General features: G+C 63.9%; 29 protein-coding genes. 8 read left to right on the forward strand and 21 right to left on the reverse strand.

Annotated elements, in window-relative coordinates; all coding sequences use genetic code 11:
- The 18 genes from JQ617_RS38160 to motA all read right to left on the reverse strand — a co-directional run.
- Window positions 1-783, reverse strand: a 783-nt coding sequence (locus JQ617_RS38160; protein WP_212030855.1) for a flagellin N-terminal helical domain-containing protein, incomplete at its 3' end; no start/stop codon positions are given.
- A 268-nt stretch (window positions 784-1051) separates the two neighbouring features.
- The gene (locus JQ617_RS38165) at window positions 1052-1990 is read right to left on the reverse strand and encodes a flagellin N-terminal helical domain-containing protein (RefSeq protein ID WP_063690021.1); all 939 of its coding nucleotides are present in this window, start codon (window positions 1988-1990) and stop codon (window positions 1052-1054) included.
- 287 nt (window positions 1991-2277) lie between these two features.
- Entirely contained in the window at window positions 2278-3018 is a 741-nt protein-coding gene (fliP, locus tag JQ617_RS38170; protein WP_063690024.1) for a flagellar type III secretion system pore protein FliP, read from the reverse strand.
- The gene (locus JQ617_RS38175; RefSeq protein ID WP_212030856.1) at window positions 3015-3458 is read right to left on the reverse strand and encodes a flagellar basal body-associated FliL family protein; all 444 of its coding nucleotides are present in this window, start codon (window positions 3456-3458) and stop codon (window positions 3015-3017) included. The genes fliP and JQ617_RS38175 overlap by 4 nt, the downstream gene beginning before the upstream one ends.
- A gap of 42 nt (window positions 3459-3500) precedes the next feature.
- Window positions 3501-4196 carry a flagellar basal body L-ring protein FlgH gene (flgH, locus tag JQ617_RS38180; RefSeq protein WP_212030857.1) on the reverse strand — a complete coding sequence of 232 codons (696 nt, stop codon included), beginning with the start codon at window positions 4194-4196 and terminating at the stop codon, window positions 3501-3503.
- A complete protein-coding gene (locus tag JQ617_RS38185) occupies window positions 4197-4958 on the reverse strand; it encodes a MotE family protein (RefSeq protein ID WP_212030858.1) in 762 nt (253 codons plus the stop codon).
- Window positions 4959-5025: 67 nt separating this feature from the next.
- Window positions 5026-6156, reverse strand: a complete 1131-nt coding sequence (gene flgI / locus JQ617_RS38190) for a flagellar basal body P-ring protein FlgI (protein WP_212030859.1) — start codon at window positions 6154-6156, stop codon at window positions 5026-5028.
- A complete protein-coding gene (flgA, locus tag JQ617_RS38195) occupies window positions 6153-6629 on the reverse strand; it encodes a flagellar basal body P-ring formation chaperone FlgA (RefSeq protein ID WP_212030860.1) in 477 nt (158 codons plus the stop codon). Before flgA ends, flgI begins: the two co-directional genes overlap by 4 nt.
- Window positions 6630-6642: 13 nt before the next feature.
- The gene (gene flgG, locus JQ617_RS38200; protein ID WP_063690036.1) at window positions 6643-7431 is read right to left on the reverse strand and encodes a flagellar basal-body rod protein FlgG; all 789 of its coding nucleotides are present in this window, start codon (window positions 7429-7431) and stop codon (window positions 6643-6645) included.
- Between the two features lie 18 nt (window positions 7432-7449).
- Window positions 7450-7779: a flagellar hook-basal body complex protein FliE gene (gene fliE / locus JQ617_RS38205; RefSeq protein ID WP_212030861.1), complete on the reverse strand. Its 330-nt coding sequence runs from the start codon at window positions 7777-7779 to the stop codon at window positions 7450-7452.
- Between the two features lie 2 nt (window positions 7780-7781).
- A complete protein-coding gene (gene flgC / locus JQ617_RS38210) occupies window positions 7782-8198 on the reverse strand; it encodes a flagellar basal body rod protein FlgC (protein WP_063690042.1) in 417 nt (138 codons plus the stop codon).
- 11 nt (window positions 8199-8209) lie between these two features.
- Complete coding sequence (gene flgB / locus JQ617_RS38215) at window positions 8210-8590, reverse strand: flagellar basal body rod protein FlgB (RefSeq protein ID WP_212030862.1); 381 nt, start codon at window positions 8588-8590, stop codon at window positions 8210-8212.
- Window positions 8591-8674: 84 nt separating this feature from the next.
- Complete coding sequence (flhB, locus tag JQ617_RS38220) at window positions 8675-9760, reverse strand: flagellar biosynthesis protein FlhB (protein ID WP_212030863.1); 1086 nt, start codon at window positions 9758-9760, stop codon at window positions 8675-8677.
- 13 nt (window positions 9761-9773) lie between these two features.
- Window positions 9774-10817, reverse strand: coding sequence for a flagellar motor switch protein FliG (locus tag JQ617_RS38225; RefSeq protein ID WP_063690051.1), 1044 nt, complete (start codon window positions 10815-10817; stop codon window positions 9774-9776).
- A 2-nt stretch (window positions 10818-10819) separates the two neighbouring features.
- Window positions 10820-11194: a flagellar motor switch protein FliN gene (gene fliN / locus JQ617_RS38230; protein ID WP_212030864.1), complete on the reverse strand. Its 375-nt coding sequence runs from the start codon at window positions 11192-11194 to the stop codon at window positions 10820-10822.
- Window positions 11195-11271: 77 nt separating this feature from the next.
- The gene (locus JQ617_RS38235; protein WP_063690056.1) at window positions 11272-11583 is read right to left on the reverse strand and encodes a hypothetical protein; all 312 of its coding nucleotides are present in this window, start codon (window positions 11581-11583) and stop codon (window positions 11272-11274) included.
- Entirely contained in the window at window positions 11564-12505 is a 942-nt protein-coding gene (locus JQ617_RS38240; RefSeq protein ID WP_063690059.1) for a flagellar motor switch protein FliM, read from the reverse strand. The genes JQ617_RS38235 and JQ617_RS38240 overlap by 20 nt, the downstream gene beginning before the upstream one ends.
- Window positions 12502-13398 carry a flagellar motor stator protein MotA gene (gene motA / locus JQ617_RS38245; RefSeq protein WP_063690062.1) on the reverse strand — a complete coding sequence of 299 codons (897 nt, stop codon included), beginning with the start codon at window positions 13396-13398 and terminating at the stop codon, window positions 12502-12504. The genes JQ617_RS38240 and motA overlap by 4 nt, the downstream gene beginning before the upstream one ends.
- 143 nt (window positions 13399-13541) lie before the next feature.
- Between motA and JQ617_RS38250 the strand changes: the two genes are divergently transcribed.
- The 5 genes from JQ617_RS38250 (at window position 13542) to JQ617_RS38270 (ending at window position 18537) form a co-directional block, all read left to right on the forward strand.
- Entirely contained in the window at window positions 13542-14330 is a 789-nt protein-coding gene (locus JQ617_RS38250) for a DUF1217 domain-containing protein (RefSeq protein WP_212030865.1), read from the forward strand.
- A 3-nt stretch (window positions 14331-14333) separates the two neighbouring features.
- Complete coding sequence (gene flgF / locus JQ617_RS38255; RefSeq protein WP_063690068.1) at window positions 14334-15062, forward strand: flagellar basal-body rod protein FlgF; 729 nt, start codon at window positions 14334-14336, stop codon at window positions 15060-15062.
- Window positions 15063-15110: 48 nt separating this feature from the next.
- The gene (gene fliI / locus JQ617_RS38260; RefSeq protein ID WP_063690071.1) at window positions 15111-16436 is read left to right on the forward strand and encodes a flagellar protein export ATPase FliI; all 1326 of its coding nucleotides are present in this window, start codon (window positions 15111-15113) and stop codon (window positions 16434-16436) included.
- A gap of 950 nt (window positions 16437-17386) precedes the next feature.
- The gene (locus tag JQ617_RS38265) at window positions 17387-18034 is read left to right on the forward strand and encodes a MarR family winged helix-turn-helix transcriptional regulator (RefSeq protein WP_063690074.1); all 648 of its coding nucleotides are present in this window, start codon (window positions 17387-17389) and stop codon (window positions 18032-18034) included.
- 326 nt (window positions 18035-18360) lie between these two features.
- The gene (locus JQ617_RS38270) at window positions 18361-18537 is read left to right on the forward strand and encodes a hypothetical protein (protein ID WP_212030866.1); all 177 of its coding nucleotides are present in this window, start codon (window positions 18361-18363) and stop codon (window positions 18535-18537) included.
- 852 nt (window positions 18538-19389) lie between these two features.
- Here JQ617_RS38270 and JQ617_RS38275 read toward each other — a convergent pair.
- Complete coding sequence (locus tag JQ617_RS38275; RefSeq protein ID WP_212030867.1) at window positions 19390-20343, reverse strand: N-carbamoyl-D-amino-acid hydrolase; 954 nt, start codon at window positions 20341-20343, stop codon at window positions 19390-19392.
- Window positions 20344-20593: 250 nt separating this feature from the next.
- On the opposite strand from JQ617_RS38275, the gene JQ617_RS38280 reads away from it, so the two are divergent.
- Window positions 20594-20818: a hypothetical protein gene (locus tag JQ617_RS38280; protein WP_063691831.1), complete on the forward strand. Its 225-nt coding sequence runs from the start codon at window positions 20594-20596 to the stop codon at window positions 20816-20818.
- 300 nt (window positions 20819-21118) lie between these two features.
- Complete coding sequence (locus tag JQ617_RS38285) at window positions 21119-21445, forward strand: hypothetical protein (protein ID WP_212030868.1); 327 nt, start codon at window positions 21119-21121, stop codon at window positions 21443-21445.
- A gap of 155 nt (window positions 21446-21600) precedes the next feature.
- On the opposite strand, the gene JQ617_RS38290 is transcribed toward JQ617_RS38285, so the two are convergent.
- Both JQ617_RS38290 and JQ617_RS38295 read right to left on the reverse strand, forming a co-directional pair.
- The gene (locus tag JQ617_RS38290; protein WP_212030869.1) at window positions 21601-21942 is read right to left on the reverse strand and encodes a hypothetical protein; all 342 of its coding nucleotides are present in this window, start codon (window positions 21940-21942) and stop codon (window positions 21601-21603) included.
- 124 nt (window positions 21943-22066) lie between these two features.
- On the reverse strand, window positions 22067-22549 hold the full coding sequence (locus JQ617_RS38295; RefSeq protein ID WP_212030870.1) for a P-loop NTPase fold protein: 483 nt from the start codon (window positions 22547-22549) through the stop codon (window positions 22067-22069).
- A 213-nt stretch (window positions 22550-22762) separates the two neighbouring features.
- On the opposite strand from JQ617_RS38295, the gene JQ617_RS38300 reads away from it, so the two are divergent.
- Complete coding sequence (locus JQ617_RS38300) at window positions 22763-22963, forward strand: hypothetical protein (RefSeq protein ID WP_212030923.1); 201 nt, start codon at window positions 22763-22765, stop codon at window positions 22961-22963.
- Window positions 22964-22986 lie beyond the last annotated feature (23 nt).

Consider the following 22986-nt stretch of genomic DNA (forward strand, 5'->3'; position numbering starts at 1 on the left):
CAGGTTCTTGACGAACTCGGTGTTGGTCGCGATGCGGTTCTTGACGGCACCGAGATTGGCGGCGGCCGAGGCAACCGAGTTGATCGCGGTGGTGACCTGCGTGATGTAGCCATCGAGCTTGGTCTGGTCAGCCGCCGAGTCGGTCAGCGCGGAGATGCTGATCGTGTCGATCGACGCACCGGTCGAACCGCCGGACACCGTGTCCAGGATGCCGGTCTTGGTCGCGCCGCCGGTGGTGTAGAGCGCGTAGGTGGCGGTCGTGACGGTGATCGAGCCGATGGTGGGCGTACCGCCGACGCGCGAGTACGACGACACGAGGTTGAAGCTCGTCGGCGTCGCGGTGGAGCCGGTCGAGGTATCGATGCTCAGCCAGTTGATGCCGTTGATCGTGGCCGAGTTGGCCTTCAGCTTCATATCCTGCTGGATCTGGGTGACTTCCGACTGGATCTTGGTGCGGTCGATACCGGCGGTCTTGGCTTCGACCAGCAGCGCCTGCAGCTTGGTCAGACCGGATTCCTTGTCGCCGATGACCGTGTTCAGAGCGGTGTACTCGGTGTCGACCATCGCGGCCGACAGACCGAGCGAGTCGGAGACCGCCGAGAGCGCGGCGTTGTCGGAGCGCATCGACGTCGCGATCGACCAATAGGCCGAGTTGTCAGACGCGGTCGACACGCGCTGGCCGGTGGAGATCCGGTTCTGCGTGGTGGCGAGCTGCGAGCTGACGTTACGGAGCGTCTGCAGCGCGGTCATTGCAGACGAGTTGGTGAGAAGGCTAGAACCCATTTTTGATGTCCCTTGGATTGAATTGAGTTTGGGGACATACCGGGCTTGCACCGGTACCACAGGGCGGCGTCATGCCTTTGGGCCGCGCAAATGCGTGTGAAGGGCCCAACCTGTCGTACCGGAGAGGCTAGCCGCCGAAGCTTGTGCGAGGCTTGTGGCTCTGTGTCCCGACCGCAACACCGAGCCGGGATCTTGGCGTGGGTTCACGCCGAACAAAAAAAGGGCCGCGCTTCGCGAGAAGCGCGGCCCTCCCCAGATGACCTGAGATTTAGCGGAACAGCGACAGGATGCTCTGGCTGCTGTTGTTGGCGATCGAGAGCGCCTGCACGCCGAGCTGCTGCTGGACCTGGAGGGCCGCCAGGCGGGTGGACTCCTGGTTCATGTCAGCGTCGACGAGCTGGCCGACACCGCGATCCACGGAGTCCATCAGCGACTTGACGAATTCCGTGTTGGTCGAGATACGGTTCTTGACGGCACCGAGGTTGGCGGCGGCCGAGGCGACCGAGCCGATCGCGGCGGTGACCTGCGCGATGTAGCCGTCGAGCTTGGTCTGGTCAGCGGCCGAGTCGGTCAGCGAGCCGATGGCGATCGTGTCGATCGACGCGCCGGTCGAACCGCCGGACACCGTGTCCAGGATGCCGGTCTTGGTGGCGCCGCCGGTGGTGTAGAGCGCGTAGGTGGCGGTCGTCACGGTGATCGAGCCGATGGTGGGCGTGCTGCCGACGCGCGAGTACGACGACACGAGGCTGAAGCTCGTCGGCGTCGCGGTGGAGCCGCTCGAGGTGTCGATGCTCAGCCAGTTGATGCCGTTGATCGTCGCCGAGCTGGCGGTCGACTTCAGCTGCGCCTGGATCTGGGTGACGTCGGCCTGGATCTTGGAGCGGTCGATACCGGCGGTCTTGGCTTCGACCAGCAGCGCCTGCAGCTTGGTGAGGCCGGAGTCCTTGTCGCCGATGACCGTGTTCAGAGCGGTGTATTCGGTGTCGACGGTTGCGGCCGACAGACCGAGCGAGTCGGAGACCGCGGAGAGCGCGGCGTTGTCGGAGCGCATCGAGGTTGCGATCGACCAGTAGGCAGCGTTGTCCGAAGCGGTCGAGACGCGCTGGCCGGTGGAGATGCGGGTCTGCGTGGTGGCGAGCTGCGAGCTGACAGACCGCAGGGTCTGGAGCGCGGTCATGGCGGTCGAGTTCGTAAGCAGGCTTGACATTGCGAATGTCCCTTTGATGTACGCGTTACATTTTCACGAGGGGACATACCGGGCTTTCACCGGTACGGAGGGGCGGCATCATGCCTTTGGACTGATGTGGGTGGGGTCCAACCCGCCGTGACGCATTGCTAGCACGCCGAATCTTGCGCGCAGATTAAGATCGGCTTGAATTCTTCAACAAAATCATATGGTTAACATTACCCAACGCTAACCATAAGCCGGTACTTCACGCTAACCATAAGCTGGTACTTCTCGCTAACCATAACCCGCCCGCCGGCGGACGGTCGCTACGAGAACGACCGCACGAGGCCCGAGGCCAGCAGATTCCAGCCGTCGATCAGCACGAAGAACAGCATCTTGAACGGCAGCGCGAGGATCGTCGGCGGCATCATCATCATGCCCATCGACATTGTCAGCGTCGCGACGATCATGTCGATCACGAGGAACGGCAGCATGATGAGGAAGCCGATCTCGAACGAGCGCCTGAGCTCGGAGATCATGAAGGCCGGAATGATCACGCGCAGATCGATACGCTTGTCGTCGAACTTCTTGCGGAAGCTTTCGGCGGCGAGCGACTCGAAGGTCTGCAGATCCTTGTCGCGGACATGGGCCAGCATGAACTCGCGGAACGGATCGGTGATCTTCAGATAGGCCTCTTCCTCCGAGATCTCGTTCTTCATGAGCGGCTGGACGCCGGTCTCCCAGGCGCGGTCGAAGGTCGGCGCCATCACGTAGAAGGTCATGAACAGCGCGAGGCTGACCAGCACCAGATTGGCCGGCGTGGTCTGAAGGCCGAGACCGGAGCGCAGGAACGACAGCGCCACCGCAAACCGCGTGAAGCTCGTCACCATGATGAGCAGTCCCGGCGCCACCGACAACACCGTGATCAGCGCCATCAGCTGGATGATGCGGCCGCTGGTCGAGCCGTTGCCGGGCGGCAGCAGCGAGTTGAGGTCCGGAATCTGGGCCAGCGCCACCTCGGGCAGCACGACCAGGACCAACGCGAGCAGCAGGACTTTCACTCTCACTGAATCACCAACGTCTCGATGATCAATTCGCGCACCTTGCCGGACGAGCGGATATTGGCGCGCTCGGTCAGGTCGTCGCGCAGATGCTGGAGCCCGCGCGACCCCTCGAACTGGGCAACCGATGACGAACGCAGATAGGTGATGATGTCCTCGCTGATATGGGCGGCCAGAATGCCGGCGTCCTCGTCGCTCATGCTCTCGGTCACCATCGAGGCTTCGACACGGGCCCAGTTGTTGGCCGGCGCGGCGAGATTGGTCACGATCGGGGACAGCTTCCGAAGCCGTGCACTGCCGGTGTAGCTCGTCGCGATCGGTGGCGGCGTGGCATTCTTCTTCGCATCGGCGACACGCTCGGCGGCCGCAAACAGATGCATGCCGGCAAGCGCGCCCGCACCGATCGCGACAAGGGTCAGCACCACGATGGCCGCAATCAGGCGCATCACGTCCCCTGCCCTCGCGACCCGGTCATGCCGGCACGAACCTCAGAACGGTGCCACGGCGTCATAGATCCGATGTCCCCATCCAGGCTGCTGCACGTCCGACAGATTTCCACGACCACCATAGGACACGCGCGCCTCGGCGATCTTGTCGTAGGAGATCGTGTTGGCCCGCGAGATGTCGCGCGGACGCACGATGCCGCCGACATTGAGCACGCGCATCTCTGTGTTGACCCGGAACTCCTGAGATCCGCTGATCATCATATTGCCGTTCGGCAACACGTCGGTGACGATGGCGGCGATCGACAGCTTGATGTCCTCGGTGCGGTCGATCTGGCCGTTGCCCTTGATCTGGGTGTTGGTGTTGAGATTGGCGCTGGTCGAGCCCTTGTCTTGCCATCCCGCCACATCCATCAGCCAGTCGAGGCCGAACTTGATCTGCGAATCGCGCGAGCGGTCGGTCTTGTTGTCGAGCTTGGCCTTGTCCTGCATCGAGATGATCACCGTCACGACGTCGCCGGTGCGCCGGGCGCGCGGATCGCGGTAGAGGTCGGTGCCGTCGTCCCAGGTCGAACGATAGCTGACGGGCGTGCGCATGCGCGGCGTCACGGGAATCGGATCGGCCTGCGTCCTCAGGCCGCTGCCGACCGGCGACAGCCGCGGACCGGTCAGGACCTCGGCGGGATCGCCGACGCATCCGGCAAGCATCAGGAGCGAGAGGATGAGGATCAGATGCTTCATCTATTTGGTCTTTCCGTCGTCCACGCGACGCATTCCGCCGAGCAGATCGGCAAGATGCGCGGCGCGCGCCGTATCCATCTCGTTGAAGATCGCGCTCGAGCTCCTCGGGCTGAGCTTGGCGAGCACGGCGGCGGCGGTCTCGTCGGCCATGCCGGCGATCTGCGTCGCCGCGGCGTCCGGCTTCATGCGTGAATAGATCTCGACGACCTGCGCCTCGGCCTTCTTCAGGAAGTCGTCGCGCAGCGCCATCCATTTCTCGTATTCGGCGCGCTTGGCCTCGACCTCGGCGATCCGCTCGCGAAGCAGGCTCTCGGCCTTCTCCAGCTCCTTGAGCTGCCAGGCGAGCCTCGCATCGACCGCGGGATCGGCCACGTTGCTGCAGAACAGGGGGATTTCGTTGTCCGCGGACACGGCACCCTGCGGTGCTGCGGGCTTGGGCAGTGCTGTGACGCTGGCGGGCTTGGCCGGCCGCACAGGCGCGGCGGCTTGTGCCGGTGCGGGCTTTTCGGGCGCCGGCACAGCGCCCGTGGTCGCGGGCCCCGAGTCTTCGGCTGCCCACGCCGTAGCGCGGGTCGCTGCATTGTCGCTTGGGTACGACGTAACCGGCTTCTGCGAGCCAGGCGCGCGGGCGCGCGCGAACGACAGCAGGTTGAGCGGCTTGGTCGGCTTGGCTTCATCCAGCGCCAGCACGGGCGAAACGCCCGCGAGCGCCGCGGCCGCGACCAGCAGGAGGAGTTTGGCTTTGTGATCCAGCTTCAACATCGGGCCGCGTGCGATTCTCGGTCGAGACCTCAGCATTGAGCGACCAAGCTTGCACGACGCTTATGCATCATTGCACGATGACGTCGGCCTGGAGCGCGCCGGCCGTCTTGATCGCCTGGAGGATGGCGATGATGCCCGACGGCTTGAGACCGATCTGGTTCAGCCCGCGCACCAGGCGCTGGAGATCGACGCCGCTCAGGATGGCCACCTGCGATCCGGCCTCGTTGGCCTCGACCACGGTCTGGGGAACGACCACCGTCTGGCCCCGGGAGAACGGCGCCGGCTGCGATACGACGGGGAGCTCCGTGACCCGGACCGTCAGATTGCCGTGCGTGACCGCAACCGTGGATATCCGCACATCGCGCCCGATCACCACCGTGCCGGTGCGTTCGTTGATCACCACCCGCGCAGGCGTATCGGGCTCGACCGTCAGTTCGCCGACTTCCGCGAGGAAGCGGACCGGCCCGACATTGCGCGGCTTCGACAGCACGATGGTGCGGTAGTCGCGCTCGAAGGCGATCTGCGAGCGGTAGCGGCCGCCGGCGTAGCGATTGATGGCGTCGAGGATGCGCGTCGCGGTGACAAAATCGGGATTCTTGAGCTCCAGCACCAGGAACTCCATCTCGTGGAGGCTTCCCTGCACTTCGCGCTCGACCAGCGCACCGTTCGGGATGCGTCCGGCAGTCGGCGTGCCCTGGCTGACGTTCTGGGCCTGGCCGCCCACGCTGTAGCCGGCGACCGTGACCGCGCCCTGCGCTACGGCATAGACCGCACCGTCCGCCGCGCGCAGCGACGTCATCACCAGCGTGCCGCCGAGCAGCGAGGTCGCATCGCCCATCGACGAGACCGTCACGTCCATGCGTTCGCCGGGGCCGATCGAAGGCGGCAGGTCCGCGGTCACCATCACGGCCGCGACGTTGCGCGTGCGCAGCGTGGTCGGACGGGTGGGATTGGTGGTGCTGGTGGTCTCGTTCCTGACGTTGATGCCCATGTTCTCGAGCATCGATTGCAGGGACTGCTCCGTGAACGGCGCATTGCGCAGCGTGTCGCCGGTGCCGTTGAGGCCGATGACGAGACCATAGCCGACGATCTGGTTTTCGCGCAGCCCCTTGATGTCCGCGATGTCCTTGATGCGGACGGCGGCATGGGCGCTGGCGGCGCAGAAGAGCAGGACGAGTGCGAGCAGAACTCTGGTCATGATCCGTCCACGACCTTGACGGTGCCGTCCGGCTGGACGATGCCCCTGATGATCACGCCGGTATCGGTGTTGCGCACCGGGATGAGCGCGCCCGCCGCGCCCGACTGCATTGCCGAGCCGTAGGTGACGATCGACAGGCCGCTGTCTTCGACCACGACCTTGACCATGGCGCCGCGCGCGACGGTCCAGGGATCTTCCACCGCGTTGCTCGGGATCGGCTGACCCGGCAGCAGCGCGCGCCGGGCCATGCGGCCGACCAGGACCTGACGTCCTTCGACGAACATCGCGACGCCGAGGACGTTCGGCGCGAAGGCGCGCTCGGTGATCATGTCGTCGCGGATCAGCTCGCCGGCACGGATCGAGACCGCCGGCACCGGAAGCCGCTTCTCCTCGGCGACGGCGAGGCGCGCCGAGGCGAGAACCAGCAGCACGGCGGCCACCCCGCGCACGATCAGGCCAACCCTGTTCAACATGGACACACCGGAACTAGCGAAGGCCCTTCGATACGGTCGAGGCCATTTCATCCGAGGCCTGGATGACCTTGGCGTTCATTTCATAGGCGCGCTGCGCCGAGATCAACTCGGTGATTTCCTTGACGGGATCGACGTTCGAGGCTTCGAGATATTGCTGGTTGATCTTGCCGTAGCCGGCATCGCCCGGCAGGCCGACGACCGGCGTGCCGGAAGCCGTGGTCTCGCGATAGAGATTGCTGCCCAGCGGCTCGAGGCCGGCCTCGTTGGCGAAGTTGGCGAGGTTGAGCTGGCCGATCTGCCGCGGATTGATTTCGGTGTCCAGCTTGGCAAACACCTGTCCGGTCTGGTTGACCGTGACCTGGACCGTTCCCTGCGGAATGGTGATCGCGGGATCCAGCAGATAGCCGTCGGTGGTGACGAGCTGGCCGTTGGCATTGGTGTTGAACGAGCCGGCGCGGGTGTATTGCACCTCGTTGTTCGGCCCCAGCACCTGGAACCAGCCGCGGCCGTTGATCGCGAGGTCGTAGGGGTTGCCGGTCTGGGTGAGCGCGCCCTGGATGTGCAGCTTGCGGATCGCCGCCGACTTGACGCCGAGGCCGAGGTTGGCGCCTTCCGGGATCGGCGACGAACCGTTGACGTTGGCGACGCCCTGCATGCGGTCCATCTGGTAGAACAGATCGGTGAACTCGGCGCGCGCCCGCTTGTACGACGTCGAGTTGATGTTGGCGATGTTGTTCGCGATGACTTCGATATTGGTCTGCTGGGCGTTCATGCCCGTGGCCGCAATGGCGAGCGATTTCACTTAACCCACTCCCTCAGATCAAATCGACATCCGGACGACTTCTTGATAGGCCTGCACGACCTTGTCGCGAACCGCGACCGCCGTCTGCAAGGCCTGCTCGGCCGACATCAGCGCTTCCACGACGCGCCGGGTCGATTCCTTGCCCTGTATCGCCGAGATCGACGCCGCTTCGCCCGCCTTCAGCGTGCCGATCGCGTCCGTCGTCACCTGCTTCATCACCGACTCGAAGCCGACATCGTCGCCGGCCTTGACCGGAGCCGTCGCGGCGGGCGAGATGGCCTGCGTCTCGGTGGCGCGGGACGCCGCCTGGCCTGCGGAAATCGCGGTGGACGAGATTGCTTCAAGCATTGTCAGCCCCTCAGAAGGTCGATGGACATGCCAAGCATCGACCTCACCTGTTTCACGACCTGGAGATTGGCCTCATAGGAACGGTTGACTTCCCGCATGTCGGCCATTTCGATCATCATGTTGACGTTCGGCAGCTTGACATAGCCGGCCTTGTCGGCGGCAGGATGCCCCGGGTCGTACTCGACGCGGTAGGGCGTGGTGTCGACGCCGATTTCCTTGACCTTCGCGAGCTGCGCGCCCGAAGCGCGGTCCATCGCAGCGTCGAACGTGATGGTCTTGCGCTGATACGGATCGGCCCCGGCGGTGCGGCCCGTCGAGGTCGCGTTGGCGAGGTTTTCCGAGACGATGCGCATGCGCGTCGATTGCGCCTCGAGCCCGGAGCTCGCAACCGTCAGAGAGGCGCTCAGTGCGTCCAGCATGTCAGTTCACCTCAGGTTTTAACGCTCGACATGAGCATGCGGTGGAACGAGCGCACGACCGCGGAATTCATCGAGTAGTCGCGGCTGACGTCATTGCCCTTGATCATCTCCTGCTCAAGGCTGACGGAATTGCCGGAGTGAACCACTTCCCAGCTGTCTTTCTTGGCGGTCGCGCGCGTGTCGGTTTCGGCGCCGGACAGCTGCAGGTGCGACGACGATGTCGTCGCAAGCCGGACCGGCATCGTGTCGAGCACCTTGTTGAACGGCTCGACGTCGCGTGCCTTGAAGCCCGGAGTATTGGCGTTGGCGACGTTGGTCGCGATCGTCGACTGGCGAAGTTCGAGATGACGCGCCTGCGACGATGCGAGTTCGAAGAGATAAAGCGGTCCCACGACAGCCCCATTATGATCTGTTGGGGGTAGCCTAGGGCGTTAAGCTTTCGTCAAGCTGTTGGGCAAAGCACCATCCCAGGAAATCTACTGAACCTTCTCGGTCCGCGGTGCCTGCTTGGACTGCAGGAAGTAGATGATCTCGGCGACCGGACGGAAAAACTCCGCCGGAATGACCTGGTCGACCTGGACTGCTTCGTACAGCGCCCGCGCCAGCGCCTTGTTCTCGATCACCGGAATCCTGTTCTGCTCGGCGACCTCGCGGATCTTCAGCGCGATCACGTCCATGCCCTTGGCAACCACGAGCGGCGCCGGGTTCTCCTCGCGCTTGTAGCGCAGCGCGATCGCGAAGTGCGTCGGATTCGCGATCACGAGCGTCGCGCGCGAGGCGGCGGCGATCATCCGCTGCCGCGAGCGATCGCGCGCCAGCGAGCGCAGGCGGGCCTTGACCATCGGATCGCCTTCGGCCTGCTTGTGCTCGTCCTTGATCTCCTGCTTGGTCATGCGCAGCTCGCGCCGCCAATGGAAGCGCGCCCAGGCGAGGTCGATCGCGACCAGGACGATGGTCGCAATGCAGATCGCCGAGACGATCCGCATCGCGATGTTGAGGATCATCTCCGGAAGCGCCACCGGATCGGTGTACATCGCCTCGAACGCCCTTGCTTCGGACGAGCGCAGCACCACGGCGACCACGGCGCTGACCGAGCCGAGCTTGAACAGCGACTTGCCGAACTCGACGAGGCCCTGCGTTCCGAACAGACGGTTCCAGCCGCTGATCGGGGAGATCCGCGACAGATCCGGCACGATGCGCTGCAGGACCAGGCGCGGCGCATTCTGCAACAACGAGGCGGCGAGGCCGAACACCATCATGATGACGACCAGCGGCACCAGGAATCGAAGTGCCTGCAGCCCCACCACGGTGAGCAGGTTCTGGGCGTCGGCCCCGGTGCTGAGCGGAAAGCCCTCGGGATCGTCGAGCAGACCCTGCAGGGTCGGCACCAATTGCTGCGAGCCCTGGCCGATCAGGAATGCCTGGATCACCATCAGTGCGGCCATCGAGGCGAAGATAGACGCTTCCCGGGAGACGGGAATTTTGCCTTGCTCGACCGAATCGCGGACTTTTTTCTCGGTCGGCTCTTCTGTCTTGCTCTCCTGATCGGTTGTTTCTGCCATGCCCGTTCAGCGGTCAGCGGAAGACCAGCTCATCCTCCTGCTCGGGGTTGAGCTCGATTTCGCCCTTCTCCGCCAGCTCGAGCGCGAGATCGGTGATCACGCGCCGCGCCTCCAGCACGTCGCGCTGGTTCGACGGCTCGCCGATCGCGAGCTCGTGCTCGACGACGCGGCGGACGCGCGAGGCGACCGAGGACAGGATCAGCTCGCGGAAGTGCTTGTCTGTGCCCTTCAGCGCGACGACGATGCGATCGGTCGGCACCTGGTCGAAGATCATGGTGCGCGCCTTCGGCGTCAGGTTGATCACGTCGTCGAAGGTGAACAGCAGCTCCTTCAGCACTTCGGCCGACTTCGGCCGCTTCTCCGAGAGGCTCTTCAGCATATCCTCGATGTGGCCGCGCTCCATCTTGTTGATGATGTCCGCGACGCGGGCATAGGTATCCGCGCCGAGGTTGCGGGCGAAGTTCAGCGTCAGGTCCTCGTGCAGCGTCTTCTCGAGGACCTTCATCGCATCGTCGGCGATCGGCTTGAGGCTGAGCACGCGCCGCATCAGCTCGTTGCGCAGGCTCGACGGCAGCTGGCTCATCACCTTTGCGGCGCAGGACGGCTTGACCTTGGACAGGATCAGGGCCGCAGTCTGCGGATGCTCCTTGGAGAGGTAGGTCGCCAGAGAGTTTTCCGACACCGACGAGACACGATCCCACACCGACCGGCTCGAATTGCCGAGCAGGTCCGTCATGATCGCCGAGACCTGATCGGCCGGAAGCACGTCGCCGAGCACCGCTTCGAGGCCGCCGAGCGTGCCGAGGATGTTCGCGCCCATCGAGAATTGCTGGGCGAATTCCTCGACGATTCCCTCGAGCTCTTGCGCCGTGATCGGCCGCAGCTCAGCCGCGGCCTTGGTAACGATGCGGATTTCCTGCGGCTCGAACTGCGAGAGCACGCTCGCGGCCGCCTGCCGGCCCATGGCCAGCAGGAGTGCCGCGACCTTTTCCGTTCCGCCCAGCGTGGCAACGCCGCGCTGTTTGATGGGAGCGACGCCGCCCTGTGCCGCGGCCATGGTTAGGTATCACCCTGCCCCAGCGGTCCGACGATCTCCGTGAGCGAGACACCGAAGCGGGAATTGTCCTCTTCGACCACGACCACCTCGCCGCGGGCCACGATGCGGCCGTTGACGACGACGTCGACGGGCTCGCCGACCCTGTGATCGAGCGGAACCACGGCGCCGCGGCCGAGCTTCATCAGATTTGCCACCGGGATCGTCGCCGAGCCGAGCACCACCTGCATGGTGACGGGAATGCGCAGGATGGCGTCGATATTGGCGAACTTGCCGCTCTCTTCCGCCGTCCGCGCCGCGATCTCCGCCAGCCGCTCCAGCGGAGACGCATCGCTCTCTCCCGATGCCGGTGCCGACTCATATTCGAAGGATTGCGCCATTTGGTATCGCCTCTTGGTATTTCCACTCCCGGAACGCCGCGGGCGCCCCGATCGTCATTGTCCGGCCGGTTCGAGCCTCAGTGCTTGTTCACGTCCGCGCCGCCGGCGGTGGCGGATGCCAGCCCGCTCCTGGCATCGAGCGCCGCGATCGCGTCGTGAGCCTGGTCGATCTTGGCGCTGAGCACGTTGGCGAGCCGTCCGAGATTTGCGGTTGAATCGTGTGCCGCATGGATCACGGTGTCGAAGGCGCCCGCGGTCTCATGGACGATGGTCGAGAACTCGCCCTGGTAGCTGCGCAGGCGCGCCAGCTCGCGGTGCATCCGGGTCACCCGCATGCTGGTGAAGGCGAGCGCAATGAGCAGCACGGCATCAACGAGATAGGATATCATCGACGAACTCCCGTTTCTGATCCACCGGATCGGACACCTGCATGGCGTAATAGCCATCAAGCTGACCGATCTGACACCAGAACAGCACCTGGTTGTTGCTTTCGAGACGGGCCAGCGTGCGCGGCGTGGCTTCGAGCTCGAGCACCTGCCCGACGTGGAATTTCACGACGTCGTCGAGCGATATCATCTTCTCGTCGAGCACCGCGCTCAGCGTCACCTCGGTGCGATGGACCTCGCTCTCCATCTGCTCGCGCCAGCGCGGATCGGTCGCCCGGCCGTCGCTGACGACGACATGGGCGAGCTTCTGGCGCAGCGGATTGAGCGCGGAGTGCGGAATGATGAGGAACATCTGGCCGCCACGGAACAGCGCCTGCAGCATGATGTTCGCGCAGATCGACATGTTGCCGCTGCGTCCGATGGCCAGCGACGCCATGGCCGTCTCGACCCGTTCAACACGGAAGGTGACGTTGGAGGTGCCGGCAAAGGCGAGTTGCAGCGCCTTGGCGAAGCGTTCGAACAGGGCCTGGACCAGGCGGATCTCGATGTTCGAGAACGAGCGCTCGACGTCGAGCGGCGGTTCGGCGCCGTCCGAGCCGAACATGGCCTCGACCATGGTGAACACGAAGTCGCGGTCGAGCATGATGATGACGCGGGAATCCCACTGCTCCGCGTAGAGCACGGCTGCGACCGCGTTGCCCTCGTAGTCCTTGATGATGTCTCCGAGAGGATCGTTGGTGATGCCGTTGACCGAGAAGTAGCACGGCGTTCCGGCCATCGGCTGCAGGCTGTCCGTGCACGATGCCGCCATGCGATCGAAGATCACATTGAGCATCGGCATGCGTTCGATCGATATGCCGGCAGCGTCCAGCAGATAGTTCGGCAGCTGCTTCTTGTGATCGACGTCGACGTTTTCCATCATCATGCGCGCGCAGCCTTGGGTTCAGCGTCGCTCACGACCGCCTTGGGACCTGCGATCGTCTCGTTCTCGACGACGTCGATCGACGGCCGCTCGTTGCTCGAGATCATCTTGCGGCCGTGCTCGACCGCGATCTGCGGCATGGCGCCGTTCATGAAGGCGAGCAGCGTCTGCTTGACGATGATGTAGGGCCGGCACTTCTTCTCGCGCATCATCTTGATCTTGATCGCGAAGGGCGAAATGATGCCGTAGGACAGGAAAATGCCGGCGAAGGTGCCGACCAGCGCGGCGCCGATAAAGCCGCCGAGCAGCTTCGGCGATTGGTCGAGCGCGCCCATCGCCTTGATGACGCCGAGCACCGCGGCGACGATACCGAGCGCCGGCATCGCCTCGGACACCGTCACCAGGGCATGGTAAGGCGCCAGCTTACTCTTCACGATGGTATGGATCTCCTCGTCCATCAACGATTCGATCTCGTGCGTGCGCGCGTTGCCCATGATGATGAGGCGGACATAGTCGCAGATGAACTGGAGCAGCGAGGGGTCGCCCAGCACGCTGGGGAACGCCTTGAAGATCTCGGAGGACGAGGGGTCGTCGATATGCGCCTCAACCTCGTTGCGGCCCTTGCCCCTGAGCTCGCGCATCAGGGCGTGCAGCGCCCCGAGCAGGTCGAGGTAATAGCGCTGTCCGGGCACCGCGTTGGTGATGGCCTGCATGCAGGCAACGCCGCTGTCCACGACCGTCTTCCACGGATTGGCCACGATGAAGGTGCCGACCGCGGTGCCGATGATGATCACGAATTCCCACGGCTGCATCAGCACGGCCAGATGCCCGCCCATGGCGGCAAATCCGCCGAGCAGCGCCGCCACCGTGATGAATATCCCCACGAAACTGCCCAACGCGCCGCTCCATCGCCGATCCCACCGGAAATATTTAGTCGGCGAGCCTTGCGCGAGGCTGGCTTCCCGCACCGTCAGCCCCGCGCAAGCAATACGCGGCAGCTTGAGCAAAAGTCGCAATAGCGGCCACAGGGGCGCGTGCCATGCTATCCACCATCGCGGACTACACCAGACTGACCACGGACCTTGGCAAGTCGATGACCCAGGTCGCGCAGGAGCCGGACGTCAGCCGCGAGACCGATTATTTTCTCAGCCATATCGGCAATGTGAAGACGATCGACGACTTCCTGAAGGACTACCGCCTCTACAGCTACGCGATGAAGGCCTACGGCCTCAGCGACATGACCTACGCCAAGGCGTTCATGCGCAAGGTGCTGACCGAGGGCGTCTCGGACAGCGCCGCCTTCGCCAACAAGCTGACCGACACCCGCTACCGGCAGTTCGCCACCGCCTTCAACTTCGCCGCCCTCGGCGACCAGGCGACCCAGACCAGCGCAGCCACGACCGGCACGGCGACCCAATACGTCACGCAGACGATGGAGGAGAAGGCCGGCGACCAGAACGAGGGCCTGCGGCTGGCGCTCTATTTCACCCGCAAGGCCTCCACGATCACCAGCGCCTATCAGATCCTGGCCGACAAGGCGATGACGCAGGTGGTGCAGACCGCCATGGGCTGGCCGGCGACCATCAGCTCGTCCGACATCGACGTCCAGGCCAAGATGATCACGGACAAGATCGACCTCACCGATTTCCAGGACCCGGCCAAGGTCACCAAATTCGTGCAGCGTTTCGCCGCGATGTGGGACGCGACCCAGGCCCAGAGCGACAATTCGACCAATCCCGCGCTGGTCCTGATCGCCGGCGCCGCGTCGTCGATGAGCCTGGACACCAACATGCTCACGACGCTTCAGAACATCAAGTTCAACAGGTAAGTCATGCAATCGGCTCTCTATGTCGGCCTGTCGGCGCAGGTCGCTCTCGAAAAGCGCCTCCAGACGATCGCCAACAACGTCGCCAACGTCAACACGGCCGCGTTCCGCACCGACGTCGTGAAGTTCGAGACCGTGCTCTCCAAGGCCGGCGCGAACCCGGTCGCGTTCTCCTCGCCCGGCGACAACATCATCTCGCGCGAGCAGGGCAACATCACCGAGAGCGGCAATCCGCTCGACGTCGCCGTGGTCGGTCAGGGCTGGCTCGCCTTCGCCGGCCCGAACGGCACGGTCTATACGCGTGACGGGCGGCTCCAGATCGCCGCCAACGGCGATCTTCAGACCGTGTCCGGCTTCCCCGTCGTCGATGCCGGCGGCGCTCAGATCACGCTGGACCCGAACGGCGGACCGGTCTCGATCTCGCGCAGCGGCGCGATCACCCAGGACAACAACGAGATCGGCACCATCGGCCTGTTCAACATTCCCGCCGACGCCAATCTCGAGCGCTACGGCAATTCCGGCGTCACGCCGGACCGGCCCGCGACCGCCATCGCCGACTTCTCCCGCGACGGCTTCAAGCAGGGCTATGTCGAGGGCTCCGGCGCCAATCCGATGATGGAATTGACCAAGCTGATGGCGGCCTCGCGCGCCTTCGACGGCACCAATTCGATGATCGAGGGCACCGAGAACTCGCTGCAGAACGCGATCCGGACTCTGGGCGAGCCGGGCAAATAGACTAACAAGTCAAGTGCGCCACGTGCGCAATGAGGGTGGACGGTTTCCTTGAACGCTCTTCGGCAACTCGAGTGGGCGCTGCTGGACCTTCAGCAGAGCACTCCCCTGGCCAGCGTCAGCGGCGCGATCTCCGAGATCGCGCCGACGCATTTTCGCGTCTCCGGCCTGTCGCGCTTCGTCAGGCTGGGTGAGCTGATCGGCGTCAATTCCGGCGGCAAGCCCCAGATCGGCGAAGTGGTGCGGATCGACAGCGACGGCATCATCGCGAAGCCGTTCGACCGGCAGTTCGGCGGCGGCCTCGGCTCCGTCGCCTACCGGATGCCGCCATTGTCCTTCGCGCCCGATCCGAGCTGGAAGGGCCGCGTCATCAACGCGCTCGGCGCCCCGCTGGACGGACAGGGTCCGCTCACCCCGGGATCGCGCGCCGTCTCGGCGGAAGCCGAGGCACCGTCGGCCATGAAGCGGGCGCGCGTCCACAAGCCGCTGCGCACCGGCGTGCGCGTCATCGACCTGTTTTCCCCGATCTGCGCCGGCCAGCGCGTCGGCATCTTTGCCGGCTCCGGCGTCGGCAAATCGACGCTGCTCGCCATGCTGGCCCGCAGCCAGGGTTTTGACACCGTCGTGCTCGCCCTGGTCGGCGAGCGCGGCCGTGAGGTGCGCGAATTCATCGAGGACGTCCTCGGTCAAAACCGCAGCCGCGCGATCACCATCGTGTCGACGGGCGATGAGAGCCCGATGATGCGGCGGCTGGCGCCGAAGACGGCCATGGCGGTTGCCGAATATTTCCGCGATCGAGGCGAATCGGTCCTGCTGATGGTCGATTCGATCACCCGCTTTGCCCACGCCGCCCGCGAGGTCGCGCTCGCCGCCGGAGAGCCCGCCGTGGCGCGCGGCTACGCGCCGACGGTGTTCACCGACCTGCCGCGCCTTCTGGAGCGCGCTGGCCCGGGCGAAGAGGGATCGGGCACGATCACCGGCATTTTCTCTGTGCTGGTCGACGGCGACGATCACAACGAGCCGATCGCCGACACCATCCGCAGCACGCTCGACGGTCACATCGTGCTCTCCAGGCACATCGCCGACCAGGCGCGCTATCCGGCCGTGGACGTGCTCGCCTCGGTCTCCCGCCTCGCCCACAATGTCTGGGACCCCGAAGAGCGCGAATTGGTGAGCAAGCTGCGCACCATGATCGCCAAATACGAGGACACGCGCGACCTGCGCCTGATGGGCGGATACCAGGCGGGACGCGATTCGGGCCTCGACCAGGCGGTCGACATGGTGCCGCGGATCTACAGCGCGATGCGGCAGGACGCTTCGGCGCCGCCGAGCGCCGACCCCTTCCGCGAACTGCGGGATATGCTCAAGGGCGAGTAGAGCGTGCGGCGGTCCCGCGGGATCGCCAGCTCGCACTAGGCCGTTGTTTGTGCGCGATCTTTCCGGCGAACCGCAGCGTACTTTTACGGATCATGCGTGGGCCGGCCGAGACGGCGCGCATCGCCCACGATCTGCCCTTGCTCATTATTTCGACAGCCGGTCTCCACGTGCTGCACGCCGCCGCGTCATGCACGCTTGACGGCCATCGCTTCCGCGCGCGTGGCACCTCAACCGGTCGGATGAGCATGGCCGGCGGGAAGGCGGCAGAATCCCCGATTCTCCGAATCGCGCCCACAACAACCGCCACGTGCAATTCCTGCGGGTTCCCTCGGGCGATTTCCCCGTAGAACCCACAAGTTGTGGATGACTCGTCGATGCGTAGTGTCCCGGTCGTGCACAAGCATCGATCAATTTGCATCACCGACGGACAACAACATGTCGTGCAATCAAACCGTCGTATAGTTGCGCGCATGCTGTTGCAGGACAACGTATTGCGTTCACTATCATGTGTCCGTAAGAGCGAGATTGTCTTGAACGTTACATTCGTCTGCAACGACACCCAGTCAGCGAGAGCCTCTCTACTTGATTTTGTTGAGAAGCTCATTCATCGTTTCGGGCGGAAGATAAGAAACGTCTGCGTGAGACTTGAACTTCAGGGGCTTCGGTTGAACAATTCCGATCCATCGTCCGGCAGTGACGGCAACTCGGGCTTGCGTTCGACGGCGTCGCGGTTGGCATACCATCAGCGGCATAGTCTCTGGCGCCGGACTTCGTGGCGCCCTTCGGTCCAAACCGGACGAGCAGCAGTGCAGGCCTTCGCACAAGAGCCCGACACGACGTGCGCATCGCACGTCGCCGGTCGCCAGGCTTCTTGCGGCAAATTCGTGCGTCATGGCGAAGAGCGGCTTCGGGCCGCGACACACGACATTCCCGGGGCGAGGTAGGAATCCATGCCGTTGGCAAGAGAGGCCGTCGAGCTGCTGGTTCAGGCGGCGCGGGCTTGGTATTTCGAAGGCAATCAGCATGGATTGCGCGATCGGGAATGGATGGCGCTGCGTTTCCTCGGCCGCGCCAACAGGTTTTCGCGCACACCGTCCGCGCTCGCCGGCTTCATCGGCGCCACCAGGGCGACTGCATCGCAGATCGTGAAAACGCTGGAGGGCAAGTCCTTTCTCGTGCGCAAGCCCTCGCATGAGGACAAGCGTTCCGTGGTGCTTCACGTCACCGCGCAGGGCGAGAAGTGTCTCAGTCAGCACGACCCGATCAACCACGTGGTGAACGCGGTCACGTCGCTCGGGACCGACGAGTGCATTCGCTTGCGCGACTCGCTGCGGGAGATTCTCAATCACCTCGACGCAGCGCATCAGCGTCTCGACGCCAGCATCTGCCGCGACTGCATGTTTCTGGCCGAGCGCGGCCCGGGCATCGGCCCGGCCGCCGCAAAGGGACGTACAACCGCCGAGTTCATGTGCCGGTTGTATCGCGCCCCTGTTTCGCTCGAGGAGACGGAGCTGCTCTGCACCAGTTTCGAGCGCACCCGCGACCGTCCCAAGATCGAGGAGCATCTCGACCGCGCGCGCGTGGCGAGCCAGGGATGAGGCGCGTCCCGCCTCCGGGCGGGAAAATTCGGCAAGGCTTGCGGCGTGATTCGCGGTCATGTGCAGCTCGACATCATCGGGAAATAGCGGCACTGCACTCTGCAACGCATCGCCGGGGCGCTGCGTCCGGGGCACGAGAACGGCGAGTGACGGGCACTCTTTCGGCTCGTCATAGCGACTTTTCCGCCGCGGCCTTTGGCGAAGGCGGAAGCAACCAGCCGCGGTGCCGTAGGGTGGGCAAAGGCGCGAAGCGCCGTGCCCACGAATCCCGTCACGATGCGCTTGATCGTGGGCACGCTTCGCTTTGCCCACCCTACGAGGCCGGGGTGTTTGGCAAGCTGCTTCACAATCGTCATTGCGAGCGCAGCGAAGCAATCCAGAGTCTTTCGGCGGTGGGATTCTGGATTGCTTCCGCCTTCGCCAAAGGCTTCGGCGGACAAGTCGCTGCGCTCGCAATGACGGAGTGTTTGGCAGCACTGCAGTTCTCCGACATGCACTCGTAGGATGGGTAGAGCGAAGCGAAACCCATCACGCATCTGGCCCGCCGGAACGTGATGGGTTTCGCAAGTGCTCTACCCATCCTACGACCTCGCAGACACGCCTTCGCAGCCTCGCGGCGCGATTCGCCCGAGCTTTGCCTGATCACTCCACCCTCAAAAGCCAAGAGGGCGCAGGGAAGGCCGGGTGCTGACCTCGCACCCGCGGTCCGCTGCGCAAAAGGCACGCGCAGGAAGAACCGCACAGCAGCATACAGGTGGAGCCAATCACTCGGCCTTCCCTGCGCGATGGTCGGACGGCTTATGCCGTGCTCTCCCGGGAGCCGAGTTCCCTCTGGCCTCCCTCGCTCTCACGAAATTCACCGGCGCCGCGCCGGTTGACGCGATCGCCGCCTCCGCAAGAGCTTGGCCGTAGCAACGACGGCCAGGACCACACGGTTTTGCCGCACGCGCGGTCCGTCCTATTCGCCGCGGGATCCGACGACGTTGTGCACGTTGCCGCCGTCCCCTTGGCGAGACGAACCTGTCAGCGCCGTTCGTCCGCGCGAGGCCTCGGGCTCACGGAGAGCAATCCGCCCTGCCCTCAAGCCTTCGCGCCCGACGCTGCCGCGTCCACCGCAAGCCCGGCTCGCGAAAACGACGACCACATGATCGCCCCTCAAGGATGAGCCGGGATGGGCGACACGTACGCCATTTCCGAATTTCGGTAAAGTGGAATATTTTTGTGGAAGCGGATTGACAGGCGGCGACACAGGCCGGCCCCGTAGCCCGGATGGAGCGCAGCGTCATCCGGGAAAGTGCCAATTGCCGGGCGAGCGGCCCCGGATTTCGCTTCGCTCCATCCGGGCTACAGGCGCCTCAACCCTTCACCGCCGACCCATCCGCCATCGTCGTCACACCCTTCCGCTCCACGATCATGCCATAGGCCTGCGGCTGGCGGTGGACGTCGAAATTGAACGTCGTGCGCTTGTAGGAATTGCAGAGATCGAGATCGCAGCGGGCGAGCGCGATCTCGTCGCCCTTGGTCGTGCAGCGCGCGATGATCTCGCCCGAGGGCGCGATGATGCAACTGCCGCCGATGTGGTCGACGCCCTCCTCGACGCCGGCCTTGGCGACGCCCACCACGAAGGTGCCGTTCTGATAGGCGCCGGACTGCATCACCAGATGATTGTGGAACAGCGAGAGGTCGTCGTGCTCCGGTGCCGGCGGATTGTGCACCGGCGTGTTGTAGCCGATCATCACCATCTCGACGCCCTGCAAGCCCATCACGCGATAGGTCTCGCTCCAGCGGCGGTCGTTGCAGATCGCCATTCCCATCACGCCGCCGAAGGCATCGACCACGCCGAAGCCGCTGCCGGGTTCGAAATAGCGCTTCTCCAGGTGCTGGAATTCACGCCATGGCTCGTGCTCGGCATGGCCGGGCAGATGGACCTTGCGGTACTTCGCGACGATCGCGCCGCTCTTGTCGACGAGAATGGAGGTATTGTAGCGCCTGACGATGCCGGACTCGACCGTCAGCTCGGCATAGCCGAGGTAAAATCCGATGCCGAGCTCGTGGCCGAGCTCGAACAGCGCGCGCGTCTCCGGCCCCGGCATCTCGCGCTCGAAAAAGCGGTCGATCTCGGCCTGATCCTCGAAATACCAGCGCGGAAAAAAGGTGGTGAGCGCGAGCTCGGGATAGACGATCAGGTCGCAGCCGTTGGCCCCGGCCTGCCGCATCAATGCCATCAGGCGCGCCACGACCTCGGTCCTGCTCTCGCGCCTCGCAACCGGGCCAAGCTGGCCGGCCGCGACGTTCACAAATCTCGCCACGCGTCTTTCCTTTGCTCTTCCGGCCTTCGATCTTCAGGACCTGCGCCGCCCGCGCCGCCGCGACCGCGCACATGCAGATTCCGCGCCGACGAGGCGCACCGCGCAACCGAGAGCCAGCCTGCACACGCCGTCCAGGAACTTTCGTTGCCAATCTGCAACGGTTCCCCACCGTCTGAAGCCGGACAAAAGAAACTCCCATTGCGGCCATGAACCGCTCTCACAACGCCGTGAGACTATCAGGGGAATAACGATGCGCGCACAACGCGTTTGGAAAGTGAATGGGGCCGCCAGCATCGGGCAGCTCCAGTCCAGGCTGGACGATCTGAACAAGCGTCTCAGCCAACTCGAAAATCAGCACCCGTCCAGCTGGAGGCTCGAAGAGCTCAGATCGAGCGCGATCAACCTCTCGCGCGAGATCGACGACATCCGCTGCGCCGAGGCGACGGCGGCGTTGAGCGAGCTGCTGCGGAAGTAGGTCGATTTGGCGACTCGTAGGATGGGTAGAGCGAAGCGAAACCCATCGACCCACGCGGGAAAAGTGATGGGTTTCGCAAGGGCTCTACCCATCCTACGCAACCGCCGATTCGCGCGCCGCGCAAGGAACCAACGGCGCGGACCGCGATTTCCATGCTGAGCATGGAGCAAGATCATGACCAGGCACCTGACGCGAGCCCATCTCGCGCGCGGCGTGGCCGGCGCGGTATCCACGCTGGTCCTGTGCGCGACGGCAGCCTTCACCATCGCGCGCCATTTCGCGCTGTGAGGGGGTGATCACATGACGTCCGACCCCGAGGAATCGGTCAGGCTGCAGGGTTTTGGCGAGATGACGTTGCGCACGGCGATCGCGACGCTGATGGCGCTCGCGCCGCGCGAGCGATCGGGGGCGGCCATCTTCCGTGTGCGCGACGGCGTGCAACTCGCGCAAAGCGAGATCGCCGAGCTCGCCTCGAGTTGGGACATTCCGCCGACGCCTGAAGTCAAGTCGCCGAGGCTGGTTCCGGAGCAGCACTGGACGGACATCGTGCGCGGCATGGTGCGCGAGGCACCGCTGCCGTCGCTGATGGTGGCGTTCCTGGTCGGCGTGCTGGTGGCGCGGCGGTAGAGGACGCGCCAAGCCACGCGTACAGAATCACTTCTATTCGGCCGTCCGAATCTCCCAAGCCAAAGAGCGCTGGGTCGATAAGGTCGATCCTGGTCAACAGGCGGCCTTGGTTATGAGAATGTTGCAAGTCAAAGTCGGTAGCCGCGCGAAAAGTATTAGGTCCCGATTGCCTTTAGATACCACTCGATCTGCTTCTGCAGACGATATTTCGAGATCGCACTCAATCCGGGCATCCGCGCTACCAGCTCCCTACGAACGGCTGTGATCCACGGCTTCTCGTCCTCAAGTTCGCCTTCCAGCTGCCCACCCTCGTACCGTCCCTTGAGAGCCAACATGACCACTCGCTGATCATTGGGATGGAGAGCTAGATAGGCGGCGACAAATTCGTTCACATCGATCTTCGCGAGCACCGGAGCATTCACATGCTGATCCCTGGCATCGTTCGTCCAACAGAGGCGCTGAAAGAATAACTGGACATCGACCTTCAAGTCGGACAACAGATTTTTCGCGTACGTGGGATATGCCTCCTCTGCCGTTCGCCGCAAGGCGGCGGTCAGATATGAGTGTAGCAATTTGTACTCTGGGGATTCATGTTCGTGGATGCCAAGACCGCCCCAGCCTTCAACTGGGGCTGGAAGGAATCCGCCAGGAGGTGGAACGGGCATGCTCGACAAATTGATTGATATAGCCGAGGACGCTATTGATCGGCGCTTCGCATCTTTCGAGGTCGTCAAACACGTAGATCTTGGCGTTAAACTTGCTGAGAAATTCCTTGATATTCCAGTCGCCCGGATCGAACTTCAAGAACTTGAGACCGGCCTTAGCGACGCGCCCTACCACTTTGGCTCCCGTCCCGGTCAATGCAGGAAAGGCCGCCTGAAATAAAGCGTCATCGATCTCATCGAGGTTTGAGAGACCATAGAGACTTACGTATATGTAAGCCTTGGCGTCCTCGCCAAATTTCTCTCTTAGGAACGCCTTCAGCAAGTGCGTCTTACCGACACCCCATGGACCTGAAATAAGAACTGCATAGCGCGGGGAGTGTGCCAAGGAGAGGTAGTAATCGAGATAATCCCAAACTTGCTTGTTGCCCCTAGCGACCATGATTTTCCTAGTCCGAATGCTCATCCTGACGATCAGCGAATCTACAGCAAAGATAGTGGCAGAAGGCCACGGGCGTCTAGAATTGAAGAGTCATTATTCGACCCACCATTGACACCCTTTCCAATCGAGTCGCTGTTTTGATTGGCCGGGGCCGGCGACGCCGCTTTCGTTCTTGAAGTGTACTTCGCAGCTTGTCGTACCAATGAATACGCCTTGGCATCGCTCCCCAGTGCGAATGTGGGCGGTACGTCGACAACATCCGGCTGGGACATTCCGCCGACGCCTGAAGTCAGGTCGCCAAGGCTGGCTCCGGAGCAGCACTGGACGGACATCGTGCGCGGCATGGTGCGCGAGGCACCGCTGCCGTCGCTGATGGTGGCGTTTTTGGTCGGCGTGCTGGTGTCGCGGCGGTAACCCCGACCCGGCGCACTGCGCCG

Origin of the sequence: Bradyrhizobium sp. KB893862 SZCCT0404 (genome assembly GCF_018130885.1) — a bacterium.
GTDB lineage: Bacteria > Pseudomonadota > Alphaproteobacteria > Rhizobiales > Xanthobacteraceae > Bradyrhizobium > Bradyrhizobium stylosanthis.

Coding starts and splice junctions, on each gene's coding strand:
- JQ617_RS38240 (WP_063690059.1), bottom strand. CDS start 12,505: ATGATGATGGAAAACGTCGACGTCGATCACAAGAAGCAGCTGCCGAAC.
- JQ617_RS38185 (WP_212030858.1), bottom strand. CDS start 4,958: ATGTTGAAGCTGGATCACAAAGCCAAACTCCTCCTGCTGGTCGCGGCC.
- JQ617_RS38285 (WP_212030868.1), top strand. CDS start 21,119: ATGACGTCCGACCCCGAGGAATCGGTCAGGCTGCAGGGTTTTGGCGAG.
- JQ617_RS38250 (WP_212030865.1), top strand. CDS start 13,542: ATGCTATCCACCATCGCGGACTACACCAGACTGACCACGGACCTTGGC.
- flgC (WP_063690042.1), bottom strand. CDS start 8,198: ATGCTGGACGCACTGAGCGCCTCTCTGACGGTTGCGAGCTCCGGGCTC.
- JQ617_RS38225 (WP_063690051.1), bottom strand. CDS start 10,817: ATGGCCGCGGCACAGGGCGGCGTCGCTCCCATCAAACAGCGCGGCGTT.
- flgA (WP_212030860.1), bottom strand. CDS start 6,629: ATGTTGAACAGGGTTGGCCTGATCGTGCGCGGGGTGGCCGCCGTGCTG.
- fliE (WP_212030861.1), bottom strand. CDS start 7,779: ATGCTTGAAGCAATCTCGTCCACCGCGATTTCCGCAGGCCAGGCGGCG.
- flgI (WP_212030859.1), bottom strand. CDS start 6,156: ATGACCAGAGTTCTGCTCGCACTCGTCCTGCTCTTCTGCGCCGCCAGC.
- JQ617_RS38265 (WP_063690074.1), top strand. CDS start 17,387: ATGCCGTTGGCAAGAGAGGCCGTCGAGCTGCTGGTTCAGGCGGCGCGG.
- flgF (WP_063690068.1), top strand. CDS start 14,334: ATGCAATCGGCTCTCTATGTCGGCCTGTCGGCGCAGGTCGCTCTCGAA.
- flhB (WP_212030863.1), bottom strand. CDS start 9,760: ATGGCAGAAACAACCGATCAGGAGAGCAAGACAGAAGAGCCGACCGAG.
- JQ617_RS38295 (WP_212030870.1), bottom strand. CDS start 22,549: ATGGTCGCTAGGGGCAACAAGCAAGTTTGGGATTATCTCGATTACTAC.
- fliN (WP_212030864.1), bottom strand. CDS start 11,194: ATGGCGCAATCCTTCGAATATGAGTCGGCACCGGCATCGGGAGAGAGC.
- flgH (WP_212030857.1), bottom strand. CDS start 4,196: ATGAAGCATCTGATCCTCATCCTCTCGCTCCTGATGCTTGCCGGATGC.
- JQ617_RS38280 (WP_063691831.1), top strand. CDS start 20,594: ATGCGCGCACAACGCGTTTGGAAAGTGAATGGGGCCGCCAGCATCGGG.
- JQ617_RS38165 (WP_063690021.1), bottom strand. CDS start 1,990: ATGTCAAGCCTGCTTACGAACTCGACCGCCATGACCGCGCTCCAGACC.
- JQ617_RS38175 (WP_212030856.1), bottom strand. CDS start 3,458: ATGCGCCTGATTGCGGCCATCGTGGTGCTGACCCTTGTCGCGATCGGT.
- JQ617_RS38235 (WP_063690056.1), bottom strand. CDS start 11,583: ATGATATCCTATCTCGTTGATGCCGTGCTGCTCATTGCGCTCGCCTTC.